Genomic DNA, 16,983 nt, shown 5'->3' on the forward strand with positions numbered 1-16,983 from the left:
CTGGTCAGGTCGCTTTGGGCGGATAGCCGATTGCGCTCAGGCGGCGTGAGCGACGCTCTGCGGGCGCCAGTTCCAAGGCAGGAGTTCGTGGATGCGCCTGGCGGGATGATCCGGCAGGCGCGCCAGCACGTCGGCGAGCCAAGCCTGCGGATCGATGTCGTTGAGCTTGGCGGTGGCGATGAGGGTGTAGATCGCCGCCGCACGGCGTCCGCCCTCATCGGAGCCGGCGAAGGTCCAATTTCTTCTGCCGACGGCGACAGCCCGTAGCTCGCGCTCGGCGGCATTGTTGGACATGCACAGGCGACCGTCATCGAGGAAGCGGGTGAAGGCATCCCAGCGGCTGAGGCAGTAATTGATCGCCTTGGTCGTGTCGCTGTTCCTGGAGAGACTGGCGCGCTGCTCGTGTAACCACGCCTGAAGCTCGACGATCAGGGGACGGCTGCGCTCCTGGCGCACGCACAGGCGCTCTTGCGGCGCGAGACCGTTGATCTCGCGCTCGATGGCGAACAGTACGTCGATGCGCTTGATCGCCTCGGCCGCGATCGGTGCCTTGCTGAGCCGCGCGAGATCGAAGAACTTGCGCCGGCCGTGCGCCCAGCTTGCGTCAGGATAAGTCCTGGAAAGGAGGAAGAATGTGATCTGAAACCTTTCATCGTGACCCAGAGGGTTCGACGCCCTCCCGGCAAAGGCGGAGCCCGCCAGCCGGAAGCGAGTCTTGCATGGGTGACGGCAACGTCGCTCGTGAAGCGTAGACAGCGGGTACCAAAGCCCTGTGGCAAGCCTCGAAATCATGGTCGTGCTGAAGCCTTCGCCGTGTTGGGTCCGGGGGCAGCACCGGGAAAGCCGCTATGGCCAGGCTCATCGGTTCGGCCGGGGTCTCCGAGCAGGGCAAAGGTGCGGGATGGGTCACCAGGAAACCTGAGAGATCCCGTTGGTGTCCACATGGAAAGCTGGCGCGGAGCACCGGCCTCAACAACGCTCCAGGCCTGGTGTCCCGACTTGGCGGGCATCGGGAGCGCGCATGCGAACACGAAACACCAAGGCATGTGGAATCCGGAGGCGAAGACATAAGCTGACGGACATGCGCAGCGGGAAGTCGTAGCGGCTTCGTAGTACTGAGGAAGGCGGGGAACTGGGCTTACCGGGACCCACTGGAGGGAAGGGAGTCGCCACGCGTTAAGACCATTGACGAGAAACACGGGAGGGAACGCTGAGTCCTGCAAACCTGTCCACGAAACGACAATGGATAGCCGATCTGGCGAGGAAACATCCCGAGCGGGTGCTGACCTCGCTGCATCACCTGATCGACCGTGAATGGATGCTCGAAGCCTATCGCCTGACGCGCAAGGATGGCGCGCCCGGCATCGACGGCATGACGGCGACCGATTATGAGGCGAACCTGGAGGTCAATCTTGATGATCTCCTGGCGCGCATCAAATCCGGCCGATACGTCGCGCCGCCGGTGCGACGGCACTATATCCCGAAAGCAGATGGCACCGAACGGCCACTGGGTATCCCGACATTGGAAGACAAGGTGGCGCAGCGGGCGATTCTCCTGCTGCTGGAGCCGATCTACGAGACGGACTTCTTGCCGTGCTCGTACGGCTTCCGACCGGGACGGTCGGCCCATGAGGCCCTGCACGCGCTACGTAATGGGTTCATGGAGCAAGGGCTGCGCTGGGTGGTGGACGTCGATATCTCGAAATACTTCGACACCATCGACCACGCGCACCTGCGCCGATTCCTCGATCAGCGAGTCACGGACGGCGTCGTCCGGAGGATGATCGACAAATGGCTGAAGGCGGGGGTGCTCGAAAAGGGCGTCCTGCGCCGCACGACTGGTGGAACGCCCCAAGGCGGCGTGATCTCGCCACTGCTTGCAAACATCTACCTGCACTACGTGCTGGATGAATGGTTCGAGCAGGTGGCACGACCGCGGCTCAAGGGGCGGTGCCTTCTGGTTCGATACGCTGATGACGCGGTGATCGCCTTCGAGGACCATCTGTCCGGCAAGCGATTGCTGAATGTGATGGGTAAGCGGCTCAGTCGGTACGGACTTCAACTCCATCCGACCAAGACCCGCTTCGTAGACTTCCGGTTCAAACGCCCTGATGGGCGTCATCCTGCGACGGCGGGGACCACATTTAACTTCCTTGGCTTCACCCATGTGTGGGGTCAAGAATGTGGTCCGGCAGATAACGGCAAAAGACCGTTATGCTCGCGCGCTGGCTTCCGTGACGGAATGGTGTCGGCTCAACCTGCATCGTCCGTTCCGGGAACAGCACGCCCATCTGTCACGGGTGATCCGGGGGCACTGCGCCTACTACGGCATCTCCGGAAACGGCCGACGGATTAGATGGTATCACCACCAGCTCACGCGGATATGGAAGAAATGGCTCGCACGGCGTGGCCGCCACAGCAATCTGCCGTGGTCACGCTTCCGGGCCATGCTCGCGCGACATCCGCTGCCGCCAGCCAAGATCGTCCACCAATATGCCGCTCCGTGAGCGAAGCTTACGCGTGAAGAACCGGATGCGGGTAATCCGCTCGTCCGGGTCTGTGAGGGGCGGGGATGGCAACATCCCCGCCTACTCGGCACGCGGCCTCAATGATCGGACTTGGCTTGCGATTGGCCTCGTAGAGCCTGCCGAAGCCGGCATAGGCATCCGCCTGCATCAGCCCGGCATAACCCGCCAGGTGCTGCTCCGGATGCTCCCCACCACGATCCGGCGAATAGAAGAACGCGGCCGCCGGCGGATCGGGACCGGCAAACGGGCGGTCGTCGCGCACATAATGAGATGGACGGTCCCCGCCCTGATAAGCTGCAAAAGAGCACCCAGAAGGAGAACGAGCTATGGCTATGATGACAATCGGGCTTGATATCTCGAAGAGCTGGTTTCAAATCCACTGGATTACGGCGGATGGAGAAATTATCCGCAAGAAGCTCGCCCGCGGGAAGGTTCTCGATTTCTTTTCACGGCTCCAAGTTGTCTCGTTGGTCTTGAGGCTTGCGGCAGCGCTCATCATTGGGCTCGTGAACTAATAAAGCTTGAACACAAAGCACGTCTTATGCCGGCTCGCTACGTGCGAGCCTACGTGAAGACAAACAAGCATGATGCCGCTGATGCGGAGGCGTGCTGGGAAGCCATCCAACGACCTGGCATGCGTTTCGTCCCCGTAAAGAGTGTCGAACAACAAGGAATTTTGATGCTACATCGCACGCGCGACTTGCTTATTCGACAACGCACAGGCGCGATAAATGCTCTGCGTGGTCATTTGGGCGAGTTGGGCATCGTGGCCGGAAAGGGAAAAGCGAACGCGAGAGAGCTCATGACACTCGTGGACGTTGACGAGCGCATTCCACAGAGCGCGCGCAGCGCCCTGTCAATCCTTGTCGATCAGATCGAAGACCTTGAGCTTCACATTGAAGGCTACGAGAAGATGATCCTTGCAACTGCCAAAGACAATGAAGTCTGTCGGCGTCTCATGAAGATGGCTGGCATCGGCCCATTTGCTGCCACCGCCCTGGCGGCATCTGTCGACCATCCACAACAGTTCGCTTCGGCAAGGCATTTCGCTGCCTGGCTTGGATTAGTACCAAAGCAGCATTCGACCGGGGGCAAGGAGCGGTTGGGCGGTATCAGTAAGCGCGGCGACGGATACATTCGCAAATTGTTGATACATGGCGCTAGAGCAGCCGTTCATCGCGTCCGTATCCATCGGGTGACAAATACCTGGATAACAGAGTTGCTAGGCAGGCGTCCATTCAACGTGGTGACAGTCGCGCTTGCTCACAAAACTGCCCGGATCGCTTGGGCGATCATGGCCAATGGTGAAGATTACCGCGCGCGAGCATAAGTCGAGCACGGTTCCGTTTGCGAGGGCAACAGCAGAGTGATGGCAACCGGTCGGACCGGGGTCGGCTAAGCCCGTTGGACCTATCGAGTCTCGAGCTCGCCAACATAATTGGACGCCGATCCGCGGATCTCATCAAGGCTCGTGGCAACGCCATAAAGCCGGATAGATAGCTGCAAACGATCGTTAGCCGGAACAAAGCAAATGGCCTTGCACAGCGGGGACCGTCCATAGATAGGTCCAGAGCCGGCCGGTCCGGGTCTTGCCCTTGGCCAGGACCGGTACCGTGGTGTCGTCCGCGTGGATGCGTTCGGCCGCAAAGACATGGCTCCGGATCGCGTCGACCAGTGGCATCAGGGTTGCCGCGGAGGCGCCCACCCAGTCCGCGAGCGTCGAGACGTCGAGGTCGATGCCTTCGCGATGATAGACCTCGCTCTGACGGTTGAGCGGCAGGTGCAGGCCGTACTTGGCGAACAGGACATGGGCCAGCAGCCTGGGTCCCGCACGCCCGCGTGCAATCGGATGCGACGGAGCCGGCGGCTGGCTGATCGCTTCGCAGGCCCGGCAGACGAGCTTCTCGCGCACGTGCTGGACCACCTTCCACTGGCGCGGAACGAGCTCCAGCGTCTCGGTCACATCCTCGCCGAGCTTGCGCAATCGGTTGTCGCCGCAGCATGGGCAGGTCGCAGGCATTGGATACACAAGGCGCTCCCGCGGCAGATGCTCCGGCAGCGGCCGGCGGGCTGGCTTGCGGCGCTCGAACGATGGCACCGCAATCTTCTCGGCTACCATCTGCGCCGCCGTCTCGGCTTGCGCGGCGTTCTCCTCGAGATCGGCGAGCTGCAGCTCGAGCTGGTCCAGCAATGCGCCGCGCTCGGAGGACTGTCCGAACTGCTCGTGCCGCAGCTTCTTGATCGTGAGCTTGAGCTTCTCGATCAGCAATATCCGCGCCTGCGCCTCCGCTTCCGCGGCCAACCGGGCCGCGCGCTCGGCGCGCAGCATCGCCTTCAGCGTGGTTACATCGTCGGGGAGAGAATCATCGGCGCCTATCGCCGACCAGAGAATCACAATACAGACGCCGTGTCCGAACTACCGATCGATGATCGATTCAAATCCCGGCGATCAGCCCGCCGCCTGCGGGCGCCAGGTGTGTTGCGGCATCCGCCAGTCGATGCCCTCAAGCAGGTAGCCAAGCTGGGCTGGGGTGATGGTCACCACGCCATCGGCCGACAACGGCCAGAGGAAGCGGCCGCGCTCCAGTCGCTTGGCATAAAGCGACATGCCGAGCCCATCATGCCAAAGGATCTTGATCAGCTTGCCGCTCTTGCCACGGAACACGTAGAGGTCGCCGCCGTGGGGGTCGCGCCTAAAGGCTTCCTGCACCAGCAACGCCAGCGAGTTCATGCCGCGCCGCATGTCGGTGTGGCCAGTCGCAATCCACACCCGCACGCCCGAAGCAATGGGGATCATCACCGCTGTCCATCGGCCAGTGCCGCGACCGCGGCCTTCAGCATCGCCGCGTCGACCGTGCCGGTGATCCGCATCCGAGCCCCAGCCGCAAACTCGATCTCGATCGCCCCGCTGCTGGCCGGACCGACTGGACCAGGCGTCGCCCCCAAGTCCGGGACCACCCTCGCTGGTACAAAGCCCATTTGTTGCGCGGCGGCATCCTTCGGCTCAGGGCGAAACAACCGTCGCCAACGCAGTAGCAACGAGCGCGAAACGCCGTATCGCCGCGCCGTCGCCGCAACCTGGCGCGGCGCCTGTAAGCTCTCCAGGACTATCTTGCGCTTCTCGTCCTCGGACCAGCGGCGCCGCCGGCCGGTCTCCACCACTTCAAGCCGTTCGACTTGGGCACTGCGCCTATCACTGTCCATAAGGACAGTTCTCAACACCGCGCCTCATTCGGCAAGGTGGCCGCCACCGGCTTACGATTACCCACATTTTTGAGTCAGAGTTTTGCTCCCGTTGCGATATCGATGAATCGCGATAATCCGCGCCACATGATCAGATTCCCTGGTGGCGGATCGTTGGCGCGGGCGAGATAGCCGCCGAGCCTGGCGATCTTGATGAGATAATGCGACAATGTTTTTCGTTGTGTGCTGACTGGATTCTTGTCTTTGACGAGCCGATCAAGCAATTGGATTTCAGCTTTGGTCAGCACAAATTCCGGTGAAGCATTTGGCGCTGAACGATTGAGCATCGTCATCCAAAAAATGCGCCAGCTCACAACGCAGAATACCGAGATCAGATTCGTCAATCGCTGAGCAGTCCGCAGTTGCGAGTCCTCTGCCCTACAGCCGGATTTGAGTATCTTGTGGAAGACCTCGATCTTCCATCGCAGGGAATACCATTCGAGTTTCTCGATCGCATCCCCGCGCGATTGCACCGGAAGATCGGTCAGGAGTTTCCATTCAATCTTTTTTCTGTTCTTTGGCGCTCCTCTTTCATCAGCGTGGATCACCGTCAAAGTCAAAGCTGGATACCGCGACTGCTTGCCTATCGGTGGCAGAATACGGATTTTGCGATACCGGATTTCAAGAACAGCCTGATCTGGATTGCCCTTGCTATCCTGGACTTCGATCCGGTGGAGACCTTTGACCAAGACCTCATCCATTATCGTTGCAACGGTATGATCGCCATCGCCTGCCAGGCGATTGACACAGGTTCTTACCAAGAAATGCGTTCCAACCTCTTGGGCGGCGCAAAACAATTCATAAATATCGGCCTCACGATCACCGATATGGATGCATTGCGATGGCTTCTCGAAAAGCTCCGTGGATTGCTTGAGGTTCTCCAGCCACCGAATGCTCTCCTTGGTTTCAATGGGGATCCGTGTCAGGTTGACCTCGCGCCTGAGCGCAGCGACCCCTCTGAATTTCTTTCTGGTCCAGAACTTCACAGCGCTGAGCCCCAGTGGAAGCCCATCGAGGGTCACCGCAAGGCTCGAATGCATCAATATTCCGCATGTCGTGTACGTTTGGGGTTTTCCGTCCAATCTTCGAGAGTTGCTTTTGGGGATGCGCTTAATCATCCCGATCAGATCCGGGCGCTCCCTTTGATAGGTGAATTCGGTCGTATCATGCAGAACAAGAACAGGTCCCTTCGCAGCCGCGATGCGTTCCCGCGTCGATTTAAAATGACCAGACAGGATGTCGGCCTCGCTTACTCGTTCATTTGGAGAAGAAACGATAGGCCGCCTTGGTATTCGCCCAGTCTTGGCAAACCATAGGAATGCTCTGGCCGACGTCTCCACCAATCTGCTTCAGCAGCATGCGAAATCTCTCGCCAAGCCGAGCGTCCTGGAATTCGCACAGCGCAGCTTCACGGTCAAACCAGGTCACCGCGTCAGACGCCGACCGATGCGCCTTCTCATCCCGGGCGCGTGAAGTCAGTCCCATAGAGCACCTCTTCTCGAATCAGGTGCCCATCAAAGAATCACAAGCGATTCTAGCGACTCAAGTTTTTCGGCTCAGTGCACCTCAAAAAAATGTGGGTAGTCGTAAGCGCCACCGGATGCGTACATTTCACTTCGGCTTTGTGGCATAACGGATATTGCCGCCGTTGTGCTGGCTCGACCCGATCGAGAATTACCCAAGGCGGACGCCTCAACTGCGCGATACGACTTCCATTGCGCCCTGAAGGCAACTGAATCGCGCCTCGAAGTTATCTGCTGGCGGCGCGTTTCTTGCGCAAACAGCGGCCGATGCCATTGAGCGTTCGTCTGTCCAGTGCGGGCATCAAGCCCACCAAAACGGCTCGCCACGCGCGACGTTTTCTCGTAGTCCATACACCTTACAAGCACATTCATGCGCTCTTCGCAGACGCTGTAACTGCACAGGCTAAGAAAACTATGTGTGAAAACTGCTCTTCGAATCTACCTCACCTGCTCGCGCCGTCTCGGCGTTCCCTAATGTTGTTCGCTGCTTCGGCTGTTGGCGTGCTGCTTGGCGACAGGATTGCTGACGCCAAGGAGGCGAAAGCACCACCCAAGCCCGACAACGTGCTCTCGCCGGACGCTTCACTGAAGCGACTCATGGAAGGCAATGCACGCTATGTCCAGGGCGCGTCGCGGTGCCACGGTTTTAAGCACGAACGCGAAGTCTTGATCGGTGGGCAAAATCCACATGCCGCGATCCTGAGCTGTGCCGATTCGCGTATTGCGCCCGAATTTGCATTCGACAGTGGACTTGGCGATCTGTTCGTCTGCCGCGTTGCAGGCAATTTCGCCAACGATGACACGGTCGCGAGCATGGAATATGCCGCTGCGGTACTAAATACGCCGCTGATCCTGGTGCTCGGCCACGACCGCTGCGGCGCCGTCGATGCTACGATCCAGTCGCTGAAAGACGACAAGCCGCCGCCGGGGCACATCCCGTCCCTGATCGCCGCACTTGCACCCGCGGTCAAGGCGTCATCGCAGCAAAGCGGGGATGCACTCGCCAACGCGATCCGGCAAAATGTGGTGGACAACGTCAATAAGCTGAAATCGGCAAGCCCGATTCTGAACGCGGCAGTTGAGCAGAATAAGCTGAAGGTCGTCGGCGCTCTTTATCGGCTCGACACCGGCAGCGTCGAGCTGCTGAGCTGACACTTCCAACAACGGGCCGTTTCTCGCGCGGCCGCGGGCGACCGACAACCCTGCGATTCGGCGCGCGAGATGGCCACGAGCAGAAGGTTCTTGGCTCTCCGTAGTCCTAAACACGTTTACGGGCCGCAAAGCTTCAGTTGCGGCTTTTCGTACTCAGCCAACCTGATCGCGCCATTTCGCTCCGCTGCGATCCAGGGTTTTCGGACCTTTGTACCTGATTGTCTTCGCCGCGGCTTTCATCTCCGCTCGCCGATCGACGAGTTGGCGTAACGCGCGCTCAAGATCTGTGGCAGGAAGATTGGTGTTGAGCGACGGCCGAGCGTCGAACGGATCATTGAATGTGCTCGGATCGGCATAAAACAGATTGTTCGCAATGATCGTATCGAGTGTGAGATTATTGAACGCGCGGTGTTTGAACAGCCGCCTCGGAATGCTTTGCTTTTTGGCCATCCCCATTGAGCGGCTATTTGGGTCGAGAGTTCTGAACCACTGGAAATAGTGTTTCCGCGTTGTCGCCGGTCAGCATCACCTTCTCGGCCCAATCGGATATTCACGAATTGCTTAGCGATTGCTGGATGAATGGAGTCGGGGTCGAAATCACCCTCGAACAGATCTCGGCGAAGCACGTAAAGCTTTCGCGCATCTTCGTGCCCGCATCGACCCTTCGCTGAAGTCGTCCGCCTCCTGTTTGATCTCCTCCAGCTCCTGGAAAAAGGGGGACGCATGCGGTGAAAGGCCGCGCGCATCTGGCAGATACGATGATCAAACAGGGCACCGCACATTGTTTCATTTCGAACGGGGGAACGGGGCGTCCCCCTTTCAAACCGCGTCGGTGACGTCTTCGGGCAACGGCCAGGTCAGCCCCGCCGCCTCCGAACCGGTTGATCGTCAACCGCACCGTCGAAGGCGCCGTCCCCACCCGCCGCGCAATCCCACGGGTCGTCATCCCGACCAACTTCAGTCTGATCACATCGCGCGTGGCGGATCGCAAACCTCTCCGTCGGCATCCAGGCCCCCCCCCCCCGCAAAGCTGAAAGGTGGGACCGTATCGAGTCACAAGAGGCCTCGTCACCCCGGGCGACATCATCCCCGAATGGCGGGCGGGATCATCTCGGAATGGTGGGCGACATCAAATCGGGACGGTGGGCCAGATCATTCCGGAATGGTGGGCGACATCGAGCGGAACCAGCAGTAGATTCCTGCCACGCTTCTTAGCGATACTGGCGTGGAGAACATGAGTATCCTTAATCGTGTAGTCTGCGCCCACGATGCAGCCACGCCCTAGCTCATTGACCGTATGCCGGATGGATCTCGACTGTACTCAGTGTTGAGGCACACTGCGATGAGTATACTCTCTCTTTGACAGCTACCCTCCTCCGGCGCGCCTTATTGATGCAGTGCAACGGCGTCGGCTGACCTGCTCGCCGGTCCAGAGGCTCGAACCCGTTTCCCCGTTCTTGCAAGCAGGAGCGCATCGCATGTGGCGCAATCTGCTGCTTTCAGGCAGTCGACTACTTCGGGTCCTACTCGACCTATTCTCCTGAGGCTACGGGTCGACTTTGTGGGCGTCACCCATTTCTTGGTTCGGTGCGACATGCTTCTCATTTTTCGCTCGAAAGCGATCTGGTCCACCTTCCACAAGAGACGTTGCGATTTGCACCGACCGAGCCCGCCGCATCAGATGAAGCAAAAGCAGTACGCCACCAAAAAGGCTCGTCATTATAACGGTCGTCATCAAAAGGCACGCCACACAGCACAATGCGGCTACATCCAAGACCAATCGCAACCAGGACGGCACCCAATCCACACGTGCCGTGTACTCCGTAGAGCCAGACATGCTCGCTATAACCCGCTGCTCTTCTCGATGCGTGATACGGCTATCATTCAGCGCCGATTGACGGATCGGCACCCTAAGGACGCGAGCTGACTTCAAGCTGACGAGTTTCCCGACGGCAACGATATCGTTTCGCGTGAGTTCCGGGCATTGTTGATCAGCCGAAGAGATCTGGAAAACTCCCCGAACACACTCCAACAAACCTCTTAGATGTCTCGAAGAGAGTTTTCCCTGCATTGCAGTCGTCGTTCGTACCGGATACGTGCGGCGGCGCCCCATGTTGGAGGAGCCGATTCGTTGTAGTAACACGGCTCTCACGATAGCCCCCCAATCTGTGCAAGCAATATCGCCGTTTCAGATGGTCCAAGCCCGACGACGCCTACGAAGCTAGCCGGTGGCACTGGAATGTCCTGACGAGTCGGCTTCCAGAGATGCAGGCAGTACCGGCTGTTATTCACGTATTGCGAATGAGGCGGATGCAGTTGCATCACGCACTCCTCTTCATCCCAAAACAGGTCTTTGACGAAGCACATCTCCTCCCAGTTCGGACAACGTCGCGGCGTGGAGACGGAGACATGCTCCCACCCTGGGCGAACAAGTCCGACTATCCTGAGTCTGCACCCACAAGGGCCCTGAACAAAGAAAAGGCCGCAAGGACCTGATCCCGGCGCGCTGGCGAATTGGCCATGTCGTACGCGGCCGGCTTCGAGTTTTTCTAGAACTTGTGCTCTCACGTCCCCTGCTTTGCCTCGCTGATGAATTTGGTTTCGAACAAACTGCTGAGCAAACCGCAGATGCAGATCATCTCTCTTCTTCCAGTTCCAATACCGGCAAACACATGCAAGCGGACGCTCGGCATTCGTCGGGCCGGTAAAGCACCTCCCCGTGAGGCCAGGATAAACTTTCAGCCATCTCCGTCACCTTTTATTGAGAAAAACGCATACGTTTCCGTACGGATAAGGTCACAATGGTACTTTCCGCATTCGAGTTTGGTTTCAGCACCAGATCTTTCCTTTTTTAGCTCACCATATCCCCATTCCTTTTCGAAGCTTGCCGCAAACACGTGGTTGCGGCTCGCTTCGCGACGAGGCTAGAAACCCTCGACGACCGCAAACGCGCCGCCGGAACCAGTTTTATTCCAGTACAGTCAGGGCCGGCACATGGAATGAGCCCGTTGAACGCCTGATCACAAGGCGACCGTTTCGGAGCTTGATCTCGCCGTCGAATTCCGATGCTGGCCTTATCGTTTGGAATGGGCAGGCACCCCAGCAGAATGCGACCATCGGATGATCAGCAGGCCGAATTTTTCGAGACGGCCTTCTCTCTCTTTACACAGCGCAGCCCCGCAAACCGGGTGAACGGTTCGGCAAGTGGCCGGACGAGCCATAGGCTCCCCCAAGCCTCAGTCGGAAATCGCTCATCATCCAAGCGCTAAACAGCTGGTGAAGCGATTCAGCAAGCGGCGGCGCCAACACACACAGGCGGTAGGCTGTAAGATATCGGCAATTGCCCCCCTTGCGCTTGCGTCGGATGTTCGCCTGAGACGCTTTACTGATGAGCAGACCAATGTTCAAATTGCCCTTTGACACGGTTCTGCTCGCAAGTTTGGCTTCGTATTGCGAACATACTCAAGGACTGCTGCAACGATGCTTACTTGAAAGCAATCGAAGATAACCGGTCCACTGAACGAAAACGTGCAGGCGGAGCATCGCGAAATGTCGTCCTGGCGAGCACTAAGATCAGCAGCGACGGCAAGACATTTCGCTATCCGTGAAGATGACGTCCGGATGAGGCGCAGCAAGCGGAGCTCCGAGCAGCGCCCCCTCTTCGGCTCGATGCCGAAAGTCTCCAGACAATTGGGCGGTATCGATCGACGAACAGCGCGTCTGGTGCATCACGCGTGGGTGTTTTTCATCGATATAGACCAGTCTGATTCATTCCTTGCTCCTTCCGTAGCGCGCCTGCTTAATGTCCTTCAGACCGCAGATCGTATAGGCGGCAGCGACATTCGGCTTGGCCCGTTGCTCGGTCATGAGGAGGCACACCTCAATTGATCGCCCAGCGAAGCGCCCTTCCAGAATCGCGCAACACGTCCATGCTTGCGGAGCGTTCGAATCCCAGAGCGTTGCCAGATAACGCAAGAAGCCGCTGAGAGCAGCTGACTAGGATTCCAAAGGGCTGCTCTGCCGGAAAGCCTGAACCGCTGCCGGTTCAGCCTATTCCGCTCGCGCCCCGCATGGGGAGCACACCCGCGCGTGGCGGGCGCTCCCGTTGGAGCGCCCCTTCCGGGTGCATGCCGCTCCGAGAGTCGGCCACTTTCAGGCCAAGCCGCACCCGTCCGGACGTCTGCTAGCCAGTCCCCGGGCCTAAATTGAGCTGCTCGAAGTACCAAGAAGGATCGTCCCCCGACGAATCCGTTTCGATGTATTCTTCACCCGAATATTCCTCGACACTTCCTTCGTTTTCGTCATCACTACTCTCAGCTTTGGAGAGATATAGCTGAGGTTTGTCCACCCGCTGCCATTTTCCCTGCTCGTTCAGCGTCCACTTGTCGGGATGCTGCCTAGGGTCAAGCACATATTCATTGTCATCTTCATCGTTACCCACGTAAACAAAACCCATCTGCTCTAGACGGGGCTTCACCTCATCAGTGGCAGGACGCGACATGACCAACGCCCGCTTGCCGTCGAGCCGAAGTTGATGTTCCAGCAGAACATCGCCTGCGTTCTCAACGAGCGGATGAGTAACCCGGAGATCGACAACGGACGAGACGTGTTTTCGTCCCGGAAAGTTCCGCTCCCACGCCTCCCCTGCCATGCGACGTCGACCTTCGGTTTTTAGAAGCCCGACACTCTTGTCACCCAATTGGTAGCTGAAATATTGCGCCTGGTCCGAATCCTCTACGGTAGATGCGGCTCTGGCGACCATCGCTGTTTGCCTAGCCTTGTTGGAAACGAAATCCGAGTATTCTAGCGGATTATCGGCTATGTGCTTGATGTCGTCACCGTAAAACTTTCTCAGTTCTTCCTTGAATGACTTCCTGTCAATCTCATCGATGGGAGGTTCGGAAACGAGTGAGTACGACCGTGTCGTCCCCGAGGACGAACCAGGCGCCGCGTCAGCAAGCGTTTCCGTAAACCTTCGGCCATCTGCTGATGGCTCCGATTCATCGGCCTGGCTCGCGCTTGGAAATTGACTGGAAGAACCGGTGATTCTGCTATCCATGCGGTTCGCTCTCCCTATCCCAAAAGTTACACCGTACTGGCCCATCCGAAGGCCTGTAGACATGATAGGCGCGCGAGCTGACAATAAGCTGACGCACAGACGGGGTGCATCATCCTAGCCCGGTCCACGTTTTGCACGGCGAGGGGCGGCTGGCATTCCAGCAACGCTATTGCGATTCGCCGGAGATTCTAGCCGCCTACGTGACGATTTCTGCATGGCTCCAGGAGCTGTAGGCGCGGCGCCCAGATGCCTTCGTGATCGGCAACTATCCGCCTGCTCTTGCGGCAAAGTTGCTGGGCGCTTGGACCAATGCGGCGCTCGGTCCTGCCGATCGCGTCGAGCTGATCCAAGCCTCGCCCGGCCGGCGCGCAATATCACCGGTAAGGATGTTGCGACAAACGCGACCAGACAGCGGAACAGTACACGGGTGCAACGAATGACAATGTCCGTTTTTGAGCTGAAAGGCAGGAGCTCTATTCGCCATCGCCGGATAATCGGCAGTATGTTGATGCAACCGACGTCTGGTCACTCGAGGGGACACGGCCGTCTCTCCTGCGAACAGAGATCAGACCGATCAACTCTTCATCGTATGCGCTGTGGCAATAATTGGCTTTCTCTTGTACGCCATCATGCGCGCGAGCGCTTCTTCTGCCGGGCAGATCCTCCCGTAAGAGGGCGCATAGACGAGTGACGCCTGCGTCAGCCTGTCGTCAGCTTGGCTGACTATCAAGCTCGCAGATTCTCGCCAGCCTGAACTCAGTGCGAATGCGAAACACTAATCCGATAAGAGCGCGTAACGCCATGTATAGCCGAATCAGCGGCTCGTCCAATATTCAATACGCCCCCCTTGGCGAGGGTGACGAAACGAGACCGTCAGCAAGTAGCGCCGAGAAAACTGATGCGGACAGCCAAAGGCTCGCGGACATGTTCGCAGAGATGCACTCTGCCGCACCGGATTCTAACGATGGCTCATCTTCGGCACAAACGCCGTTATATTCCCTCGTTCCCAGACCTCCAATTGTGAAGATCGACAAGCCTCTATTTAGGAGAGAAGCGAAGCGCTTTTATGACGATGAAATCAAGCACATAGCCGCTAATCCACGAGAGTACTCGGATTTCATATCCGAAAAAGCCAAGCGCATCGCTCAGGTCGCCGAGAAATATGGCACAACTGACGATAGCGATCGCGCGCGATATTTCAGCTATCAATTAGGAAAGCAGAGTGTCGGACTTCTAAGAACGGAAGGCGGATTCAGCATGATTGACTTCGAAGGCGACAAGTGGCGCGAACAGTTTCCCGGGCGAACTGAGATCACATCCGTTGTAGACCTTCAGGTTACTCACCCGCTTGTCGAGAACGCAGGTGATATTCTGTTGGAGTATCAACTTCGGCTCGACGGCGAACGACCGCTACTCAATTGGCGTTCTGCCAATCAAGGGTCTAAAGCCCGTGCAGCGAAGATGGGATTCGTTGCGGTTGACGAGAACAATATGGTACTTGATCCTACCCAGTATCCCGACATTTGGATAAAGAACACTGCCGGTGAATGGCAGCGTAAAAACAAACCTCCACTATATCTCTCCAAAACTGCGGGAGGTGAGAGCAGTAATATCGGGAGTGCACCAAGTCCCGCCACGTACTCGTACGAGGATGACTTTATGTAGATCGAATGGGATCTTGTAGAGTCGCGACGGAGACGACCGGATCTGACCGTGTCTTGTTTCCTATGCAGCGATCCTCTTCAGGCTGGATCATGTATGTGGCGCTCCGTGGCACAAGAGCCTTCATTGGGGACTATCAACCGTCTCGGCTGGTTCTTGGACGCTTAGTGCAGTTCGGCGCTCCTCAGCTCGTCCGAACGCCTTAAGCTTGGCGTGATGCCCAGGCCGCCCAACCAATGCGGTGACAATTGAACCTCCTCCGAATTGATGGACACCTGTAGTAGGCTCGAAGAGCCAGGAGGTGTCGGATGGAAGGACGTCAACGTCGGTCGTTTACGGACGACTACAAGCGGCAAGCGGTTGATCTCGTAGCGTCGAGCGGGCGCTCGATCGGATCTGTTGCCAAGGAGCTTGGGCTGCGCGATTCCGTGCTGCGGCGGTGGATGGAGCAGCGAGGGGCTCGGCTGGAGCCGACGGCGGCGACGCGGCGCCCCACAACGCAGGCGACGCTGCCGTCGGCGGACCACGCGGCAGAGATCGCGCGTTTGCAGCGAGAGAACGAGCGGCTGCGCATGGAGCGCGACATTTTAAAAAAGTCGATCGCGATCTTTGCTGGAACACGGACATGAGATTCCGCTTCATCGAAGATCGCCGCGCCGACTATCCGGTGACGCTCCTGTGCGACGTGCTCGGCGTCTCGCCGGCCGGCTATTATGCCTGGCGCTCGCGCCCGGAGAGCCGACGATCTGCTGCCAATCGTGACCTCGTCGACGACATCAGGCGGGTCCACCGCGACACCCGCGGGCGTTATGGCAGCCCGCGTATCCATGTCGAGTTGAAGGCTCAGGGCCGCGGGGCGAGCCGTGGTCGCATCGAGCGGTTGATGCGGCGTCACGGCATCAGGGCCATCATGGCGCGGCCACGCCGGGTGCGGACCACCGACAGCCGCCACGACCTGCCGATCGCCCCGAATCTGCTCGACCGCAACTTCATCGCCACTGCTCGGAACCAGATCTGGCTGGCCGATATCACCTACATCGAGACCGATCCGGGTTGGCTCTATCTGGCCGCCGTCATGGATCTGTACAGCCGCAGGATTGTCGGCTGGGCGATGGCGGATCATTTGCGCGCCGACCTGCCCTTGGCGGCTTTGCGGATGGCGATCTCGGCGCAGCGGTCAAGTGCCGGCCTGATCCACCATTCCGATCGCGGCGTTCAATATGCCTCGGCGGATTACCGCAAGCTGATGCAATCCGCCGGCCTCAGGGCGTCAATGAGCCGCAAGGGCGACTGCTATGACAATGCTCCGATGGAGAGCTTCTTTCACACGCTCAAGACGGAGCTCGTCCACCACAGGCACTATGCAACACGGGCAGAAGCCACACGGGATATCTTTGCCTATATCGAGGGCTTCTACAATCGGACTCGTCGTCACTCCGCCATCGGCTTTATCAGCCCGATCGAGATTGGAGCTAAAAGCAGCTTAACCCTGTCCATTTTTTCGGGGGAAGATCAAATCGCGGTTACGGCATCAAATCGATTTTCGGCGGATTGCTTGGTAGGCCGACTTACGCCCAAAGCCTTGCTAGCGCAGAAAGTTGTTAAGCTTTCGGTCTGCTTCTGGCGAGCACATCCTAGTCACGCCCATGTCGCTAATCCCGCACTTCGCTGACCAGGCGGAACCGGTTTTGTTACGGCACCGACTTTGCGGATGTAACACAGTGATCATCGGTGAGACGCGGTGAAATATTCTGTGAGCGTTGGGCTATTGCGCGGGGCGGTTGGGCCTCACTTTTCGCATTCATGCTGATTTGGG

Annotated in this window: 9 protein-coding genes and 5 pseudogenes; 5 read left to right on the plus strand and 9 right to left on the minus strand. The window is 58.4% G+C overall.

Going from position 1 to position 16,983, the window contains the following annotated elements; translation table 11 throughout:
* Nucleotides 1–36: 36 nt before the first annotated feature.
* Nucleotides 37–594, minus strand: a pseudogene (locus ACH79_RS38125) (IS66 family transposase); the annotation flags it as partial.
* A gap of 685 nt (nt 595–1,279) precedes the next feature.
* Between ACH79_RS38125 and ltrA the strand changes: the two are divergent.
* Nucleotides 1,280–2,356, plus strand: a complete 1,077-nt coding sequence (ltrA, locus tag ACH79_RS38130) for a group II intron reverse transcriptase/maturase (RefSeq protein WP_246738301.1) — start codon at nt 1,280–1,282, stop codon at nt 2,354–2,356.
* A 239-nt stretch (nt 2,357–2,595) separates the two neighbouring features.
* Here ltrA and ACH79_RS38135 read toward each other — a convergent pair.
* Nucleotides 2,596–2,793, minus strand: a pseudogene (locus ACH79_RS38135) (transposase); the annotation flags it as partial.
* 61 nt (nt 2,794–2,854) lie between these two features.
* Here ACH79_RS38135 and ACH79_RS38140 point away from each other — a divergent pair.
* Nucleotides 2,855–3,858, plus strand: a pseudogene (locus ACH79_RS38140) (IS110 family transposase).
* Nucleotides 3,859–4,086: 228 nt separating this feature from the next.
* Here the strand turns inward: ACH79_RS38140 and ACH79_RS38145 are convergent.
* From ACH79_RS38145 to ACH79_RS44515, 5 genes and pseudogenes are all read right to left on the minus strand, one after another.
* Nucleotides 4,087–4,857: pseudogene (locus ACH79_RS38145) on the minus strand (IS66 family transposase); the annotation flags it as partial.
* Between the two features lie 120 nt (nt 4,858–4,977).
* Entirely contained in the window at nt 4,978–5,325 is a 348-nt protein-coding gene (gene tnpB, locus ACH79_RS38150; protein WP_161855455.1) for an IS66 family insertion sequence element accessory protein TnpB, read from the minus strand.
* Nucleotides 5,325–5,732 carry a transposase gene (locus ACH79_RS38155; protein ID WP_161855456.1) on the minus strand — a complete coding sequence of 136 codons (408 nt, stop codon included), beginning with the start codon at nt 5,730–5,732 and terminating at the stop codon, nt 5,325–5,327. The genes tnpB and ACH79_RS38155 overlap by 1 nt, the downstream gene beginning before the upstream one ends.
* Nucleotides 5,733–5,806: 74 nt before the next feature.
* Complete coding sequence (locus ACH79_RS38160) at nt 5,807–7,111, minus strand: IS4 family transposase (protein ID WP_246738302.1); 1,305 nt, start codon at nt 7,109–7,111, stop codon at nt 5,807–5,809.
* The gene (locus tag ACH79_RS44515; RefSeq protein ID WP_246738303.1) at nt 7,029–7,256 is read right to left on the minus strand and encodes a transposase; all 228 of its coding nucleotides are present in this window, start codon (nt 7,254–7,256) and stop codon (nt 7,029–7,031) included. Before ACH79_RS44515 ends, ACH79_RS38160 begins: the two co-directional genes overlap by 83 nt.
* Before the next feature lie 452 nt (nt 7,257–7,708).
* Here ACH79_RS44515 and ACH79_RS38165 point away from each other — a divergent pair, with 452 nt between their 5' ends.
* On the plus strand, nt 7,709–8,446 hold the full coding sequence (locus ACH79_RS38165; protein WP_161856785.1) for a carbonic anhydrase: 738 nt from the start codon (nt 7,709–7,711) through the stop codon (nt 8,444–8,446).
* Between the two features lie 153 nt (nt 8,447–8,599).
* On the opposite strand, the gene ACH79_RS38170 is transcribed toward ACH79_RS38165, so the two are convergent.
* Nucleotides 8,600–8,902, minus strand: a complete 303-nt coding sequence (locus ACH79_RS38170; protein WP_202639119.1) for a hypothetical protein — start codon at nt 8,900–8,902, stop codon at nt 8,600–8,602.
* Nucleotides 8,903–12,629: 3,727 nt separating this feature from the next.
* Nucleotides 12,630–13,505 (minus strand): host specificity protein, encoded by an 876-nt coding sequence (locus tag ACH79_RS38175; protein ID WP_246738304.1) that lies wholly within the window; start codon nt 13,503–13,505, stop codon nt 12,630–12,632.
* 801 nt (nt 13,506–14,306) lie between these two features.
* Between ACH79_RS38175 and ACH79_RS38180 the strand changes: the two genes are divergently transcribed.
* Together ACH79_RS38180 and ACH79_RS38185 are read left to right on the plus strand one after the other, a co-directional pair.
* Nucleotides 14,307–15,170 carry an Effector protein NopP gene (locus ACH79_RS38180; protein ID WP_246738305.1) on the plus strand — a complete coding sequence of 288 codons (864 nt, stop codon included), beginning with the start codon at nt 14,307–14,309 and terminating at the stop codon, nt 15,168–15,170.
* 305 nt (nt 15,171–15,475) lie between these two features.
* Nucleotides 15,476–16,632, plus strand: a pseudogene (locus tag ACH79_RS38185) (IS3 family transposase); the annotation flags it as partial.
* Nucleotides 16,633–16,983 lie beyond the last annotated feature (351 nt).

The organism is Bradyrhizobium sp. CCBAU 051011, from assembly GCF_009930815.1.
GTDB lineage: Bacteria > Pseudomonadota > Alphaproteobacteria > Rhizobiales > Xanthobacteraceae > Bradyrhizobium.

Excerpts from the sequence above, each read along its gene's own strand:
- tnpB (WP_161855455.1), bottom strand. The coding sequence starts at position 5,325 with ATGATCCCCATTGCTTCGGGCGTGCGGGTGTGGATTGCGACTGGCCAC.
- ACH79_RS38155 (WP_161855456.1), bottom strand. The coding sequence starts at position 5,732 with ATGGACAGTGATAGGCGCAGTGCCCAAGTCGAACGGCTTGAAGTGGTG.
- ACH79_RS44515 (WP_246738303.1), bottom strand. The coding sequence starts at position 7,256 with ATGGGACTGACTTCACGCGCCCGGGATGAGAAGGCGCATCGGTCGGCG.
- ACH79_RS38165 (WP_161856785.1), top strand. The coding sequence starts at position 7,709 with ATGTGTGAAAACTGCTCTTCGAATCTACCTCACCTGCTCGCGCCGTCT.
- ACH79_RS38170 (WP_202639119.1), bottom strand. The coding sequence starts at position 8,902 with ATGGGGATGGCCAAAAAGCAAAGCATTCCGAGGCGGCTGTTCAAACAC.
- ACH79_RS38175 (WP_246738304.1), bottom strand. The coding sequence starts at position 13,505 with ATGGATAGCAGAATCACCGGTTCTTCCAGTCAATTTCCAAGCGCGAGC.
- ACH79_RS38180 (WP_246738305.1), top strand. The coding sequence starts at position 14,307 with ATGTATAGCCGAATCAGCGGCTCGTCCAATATTCAATACGCCCCCCTT.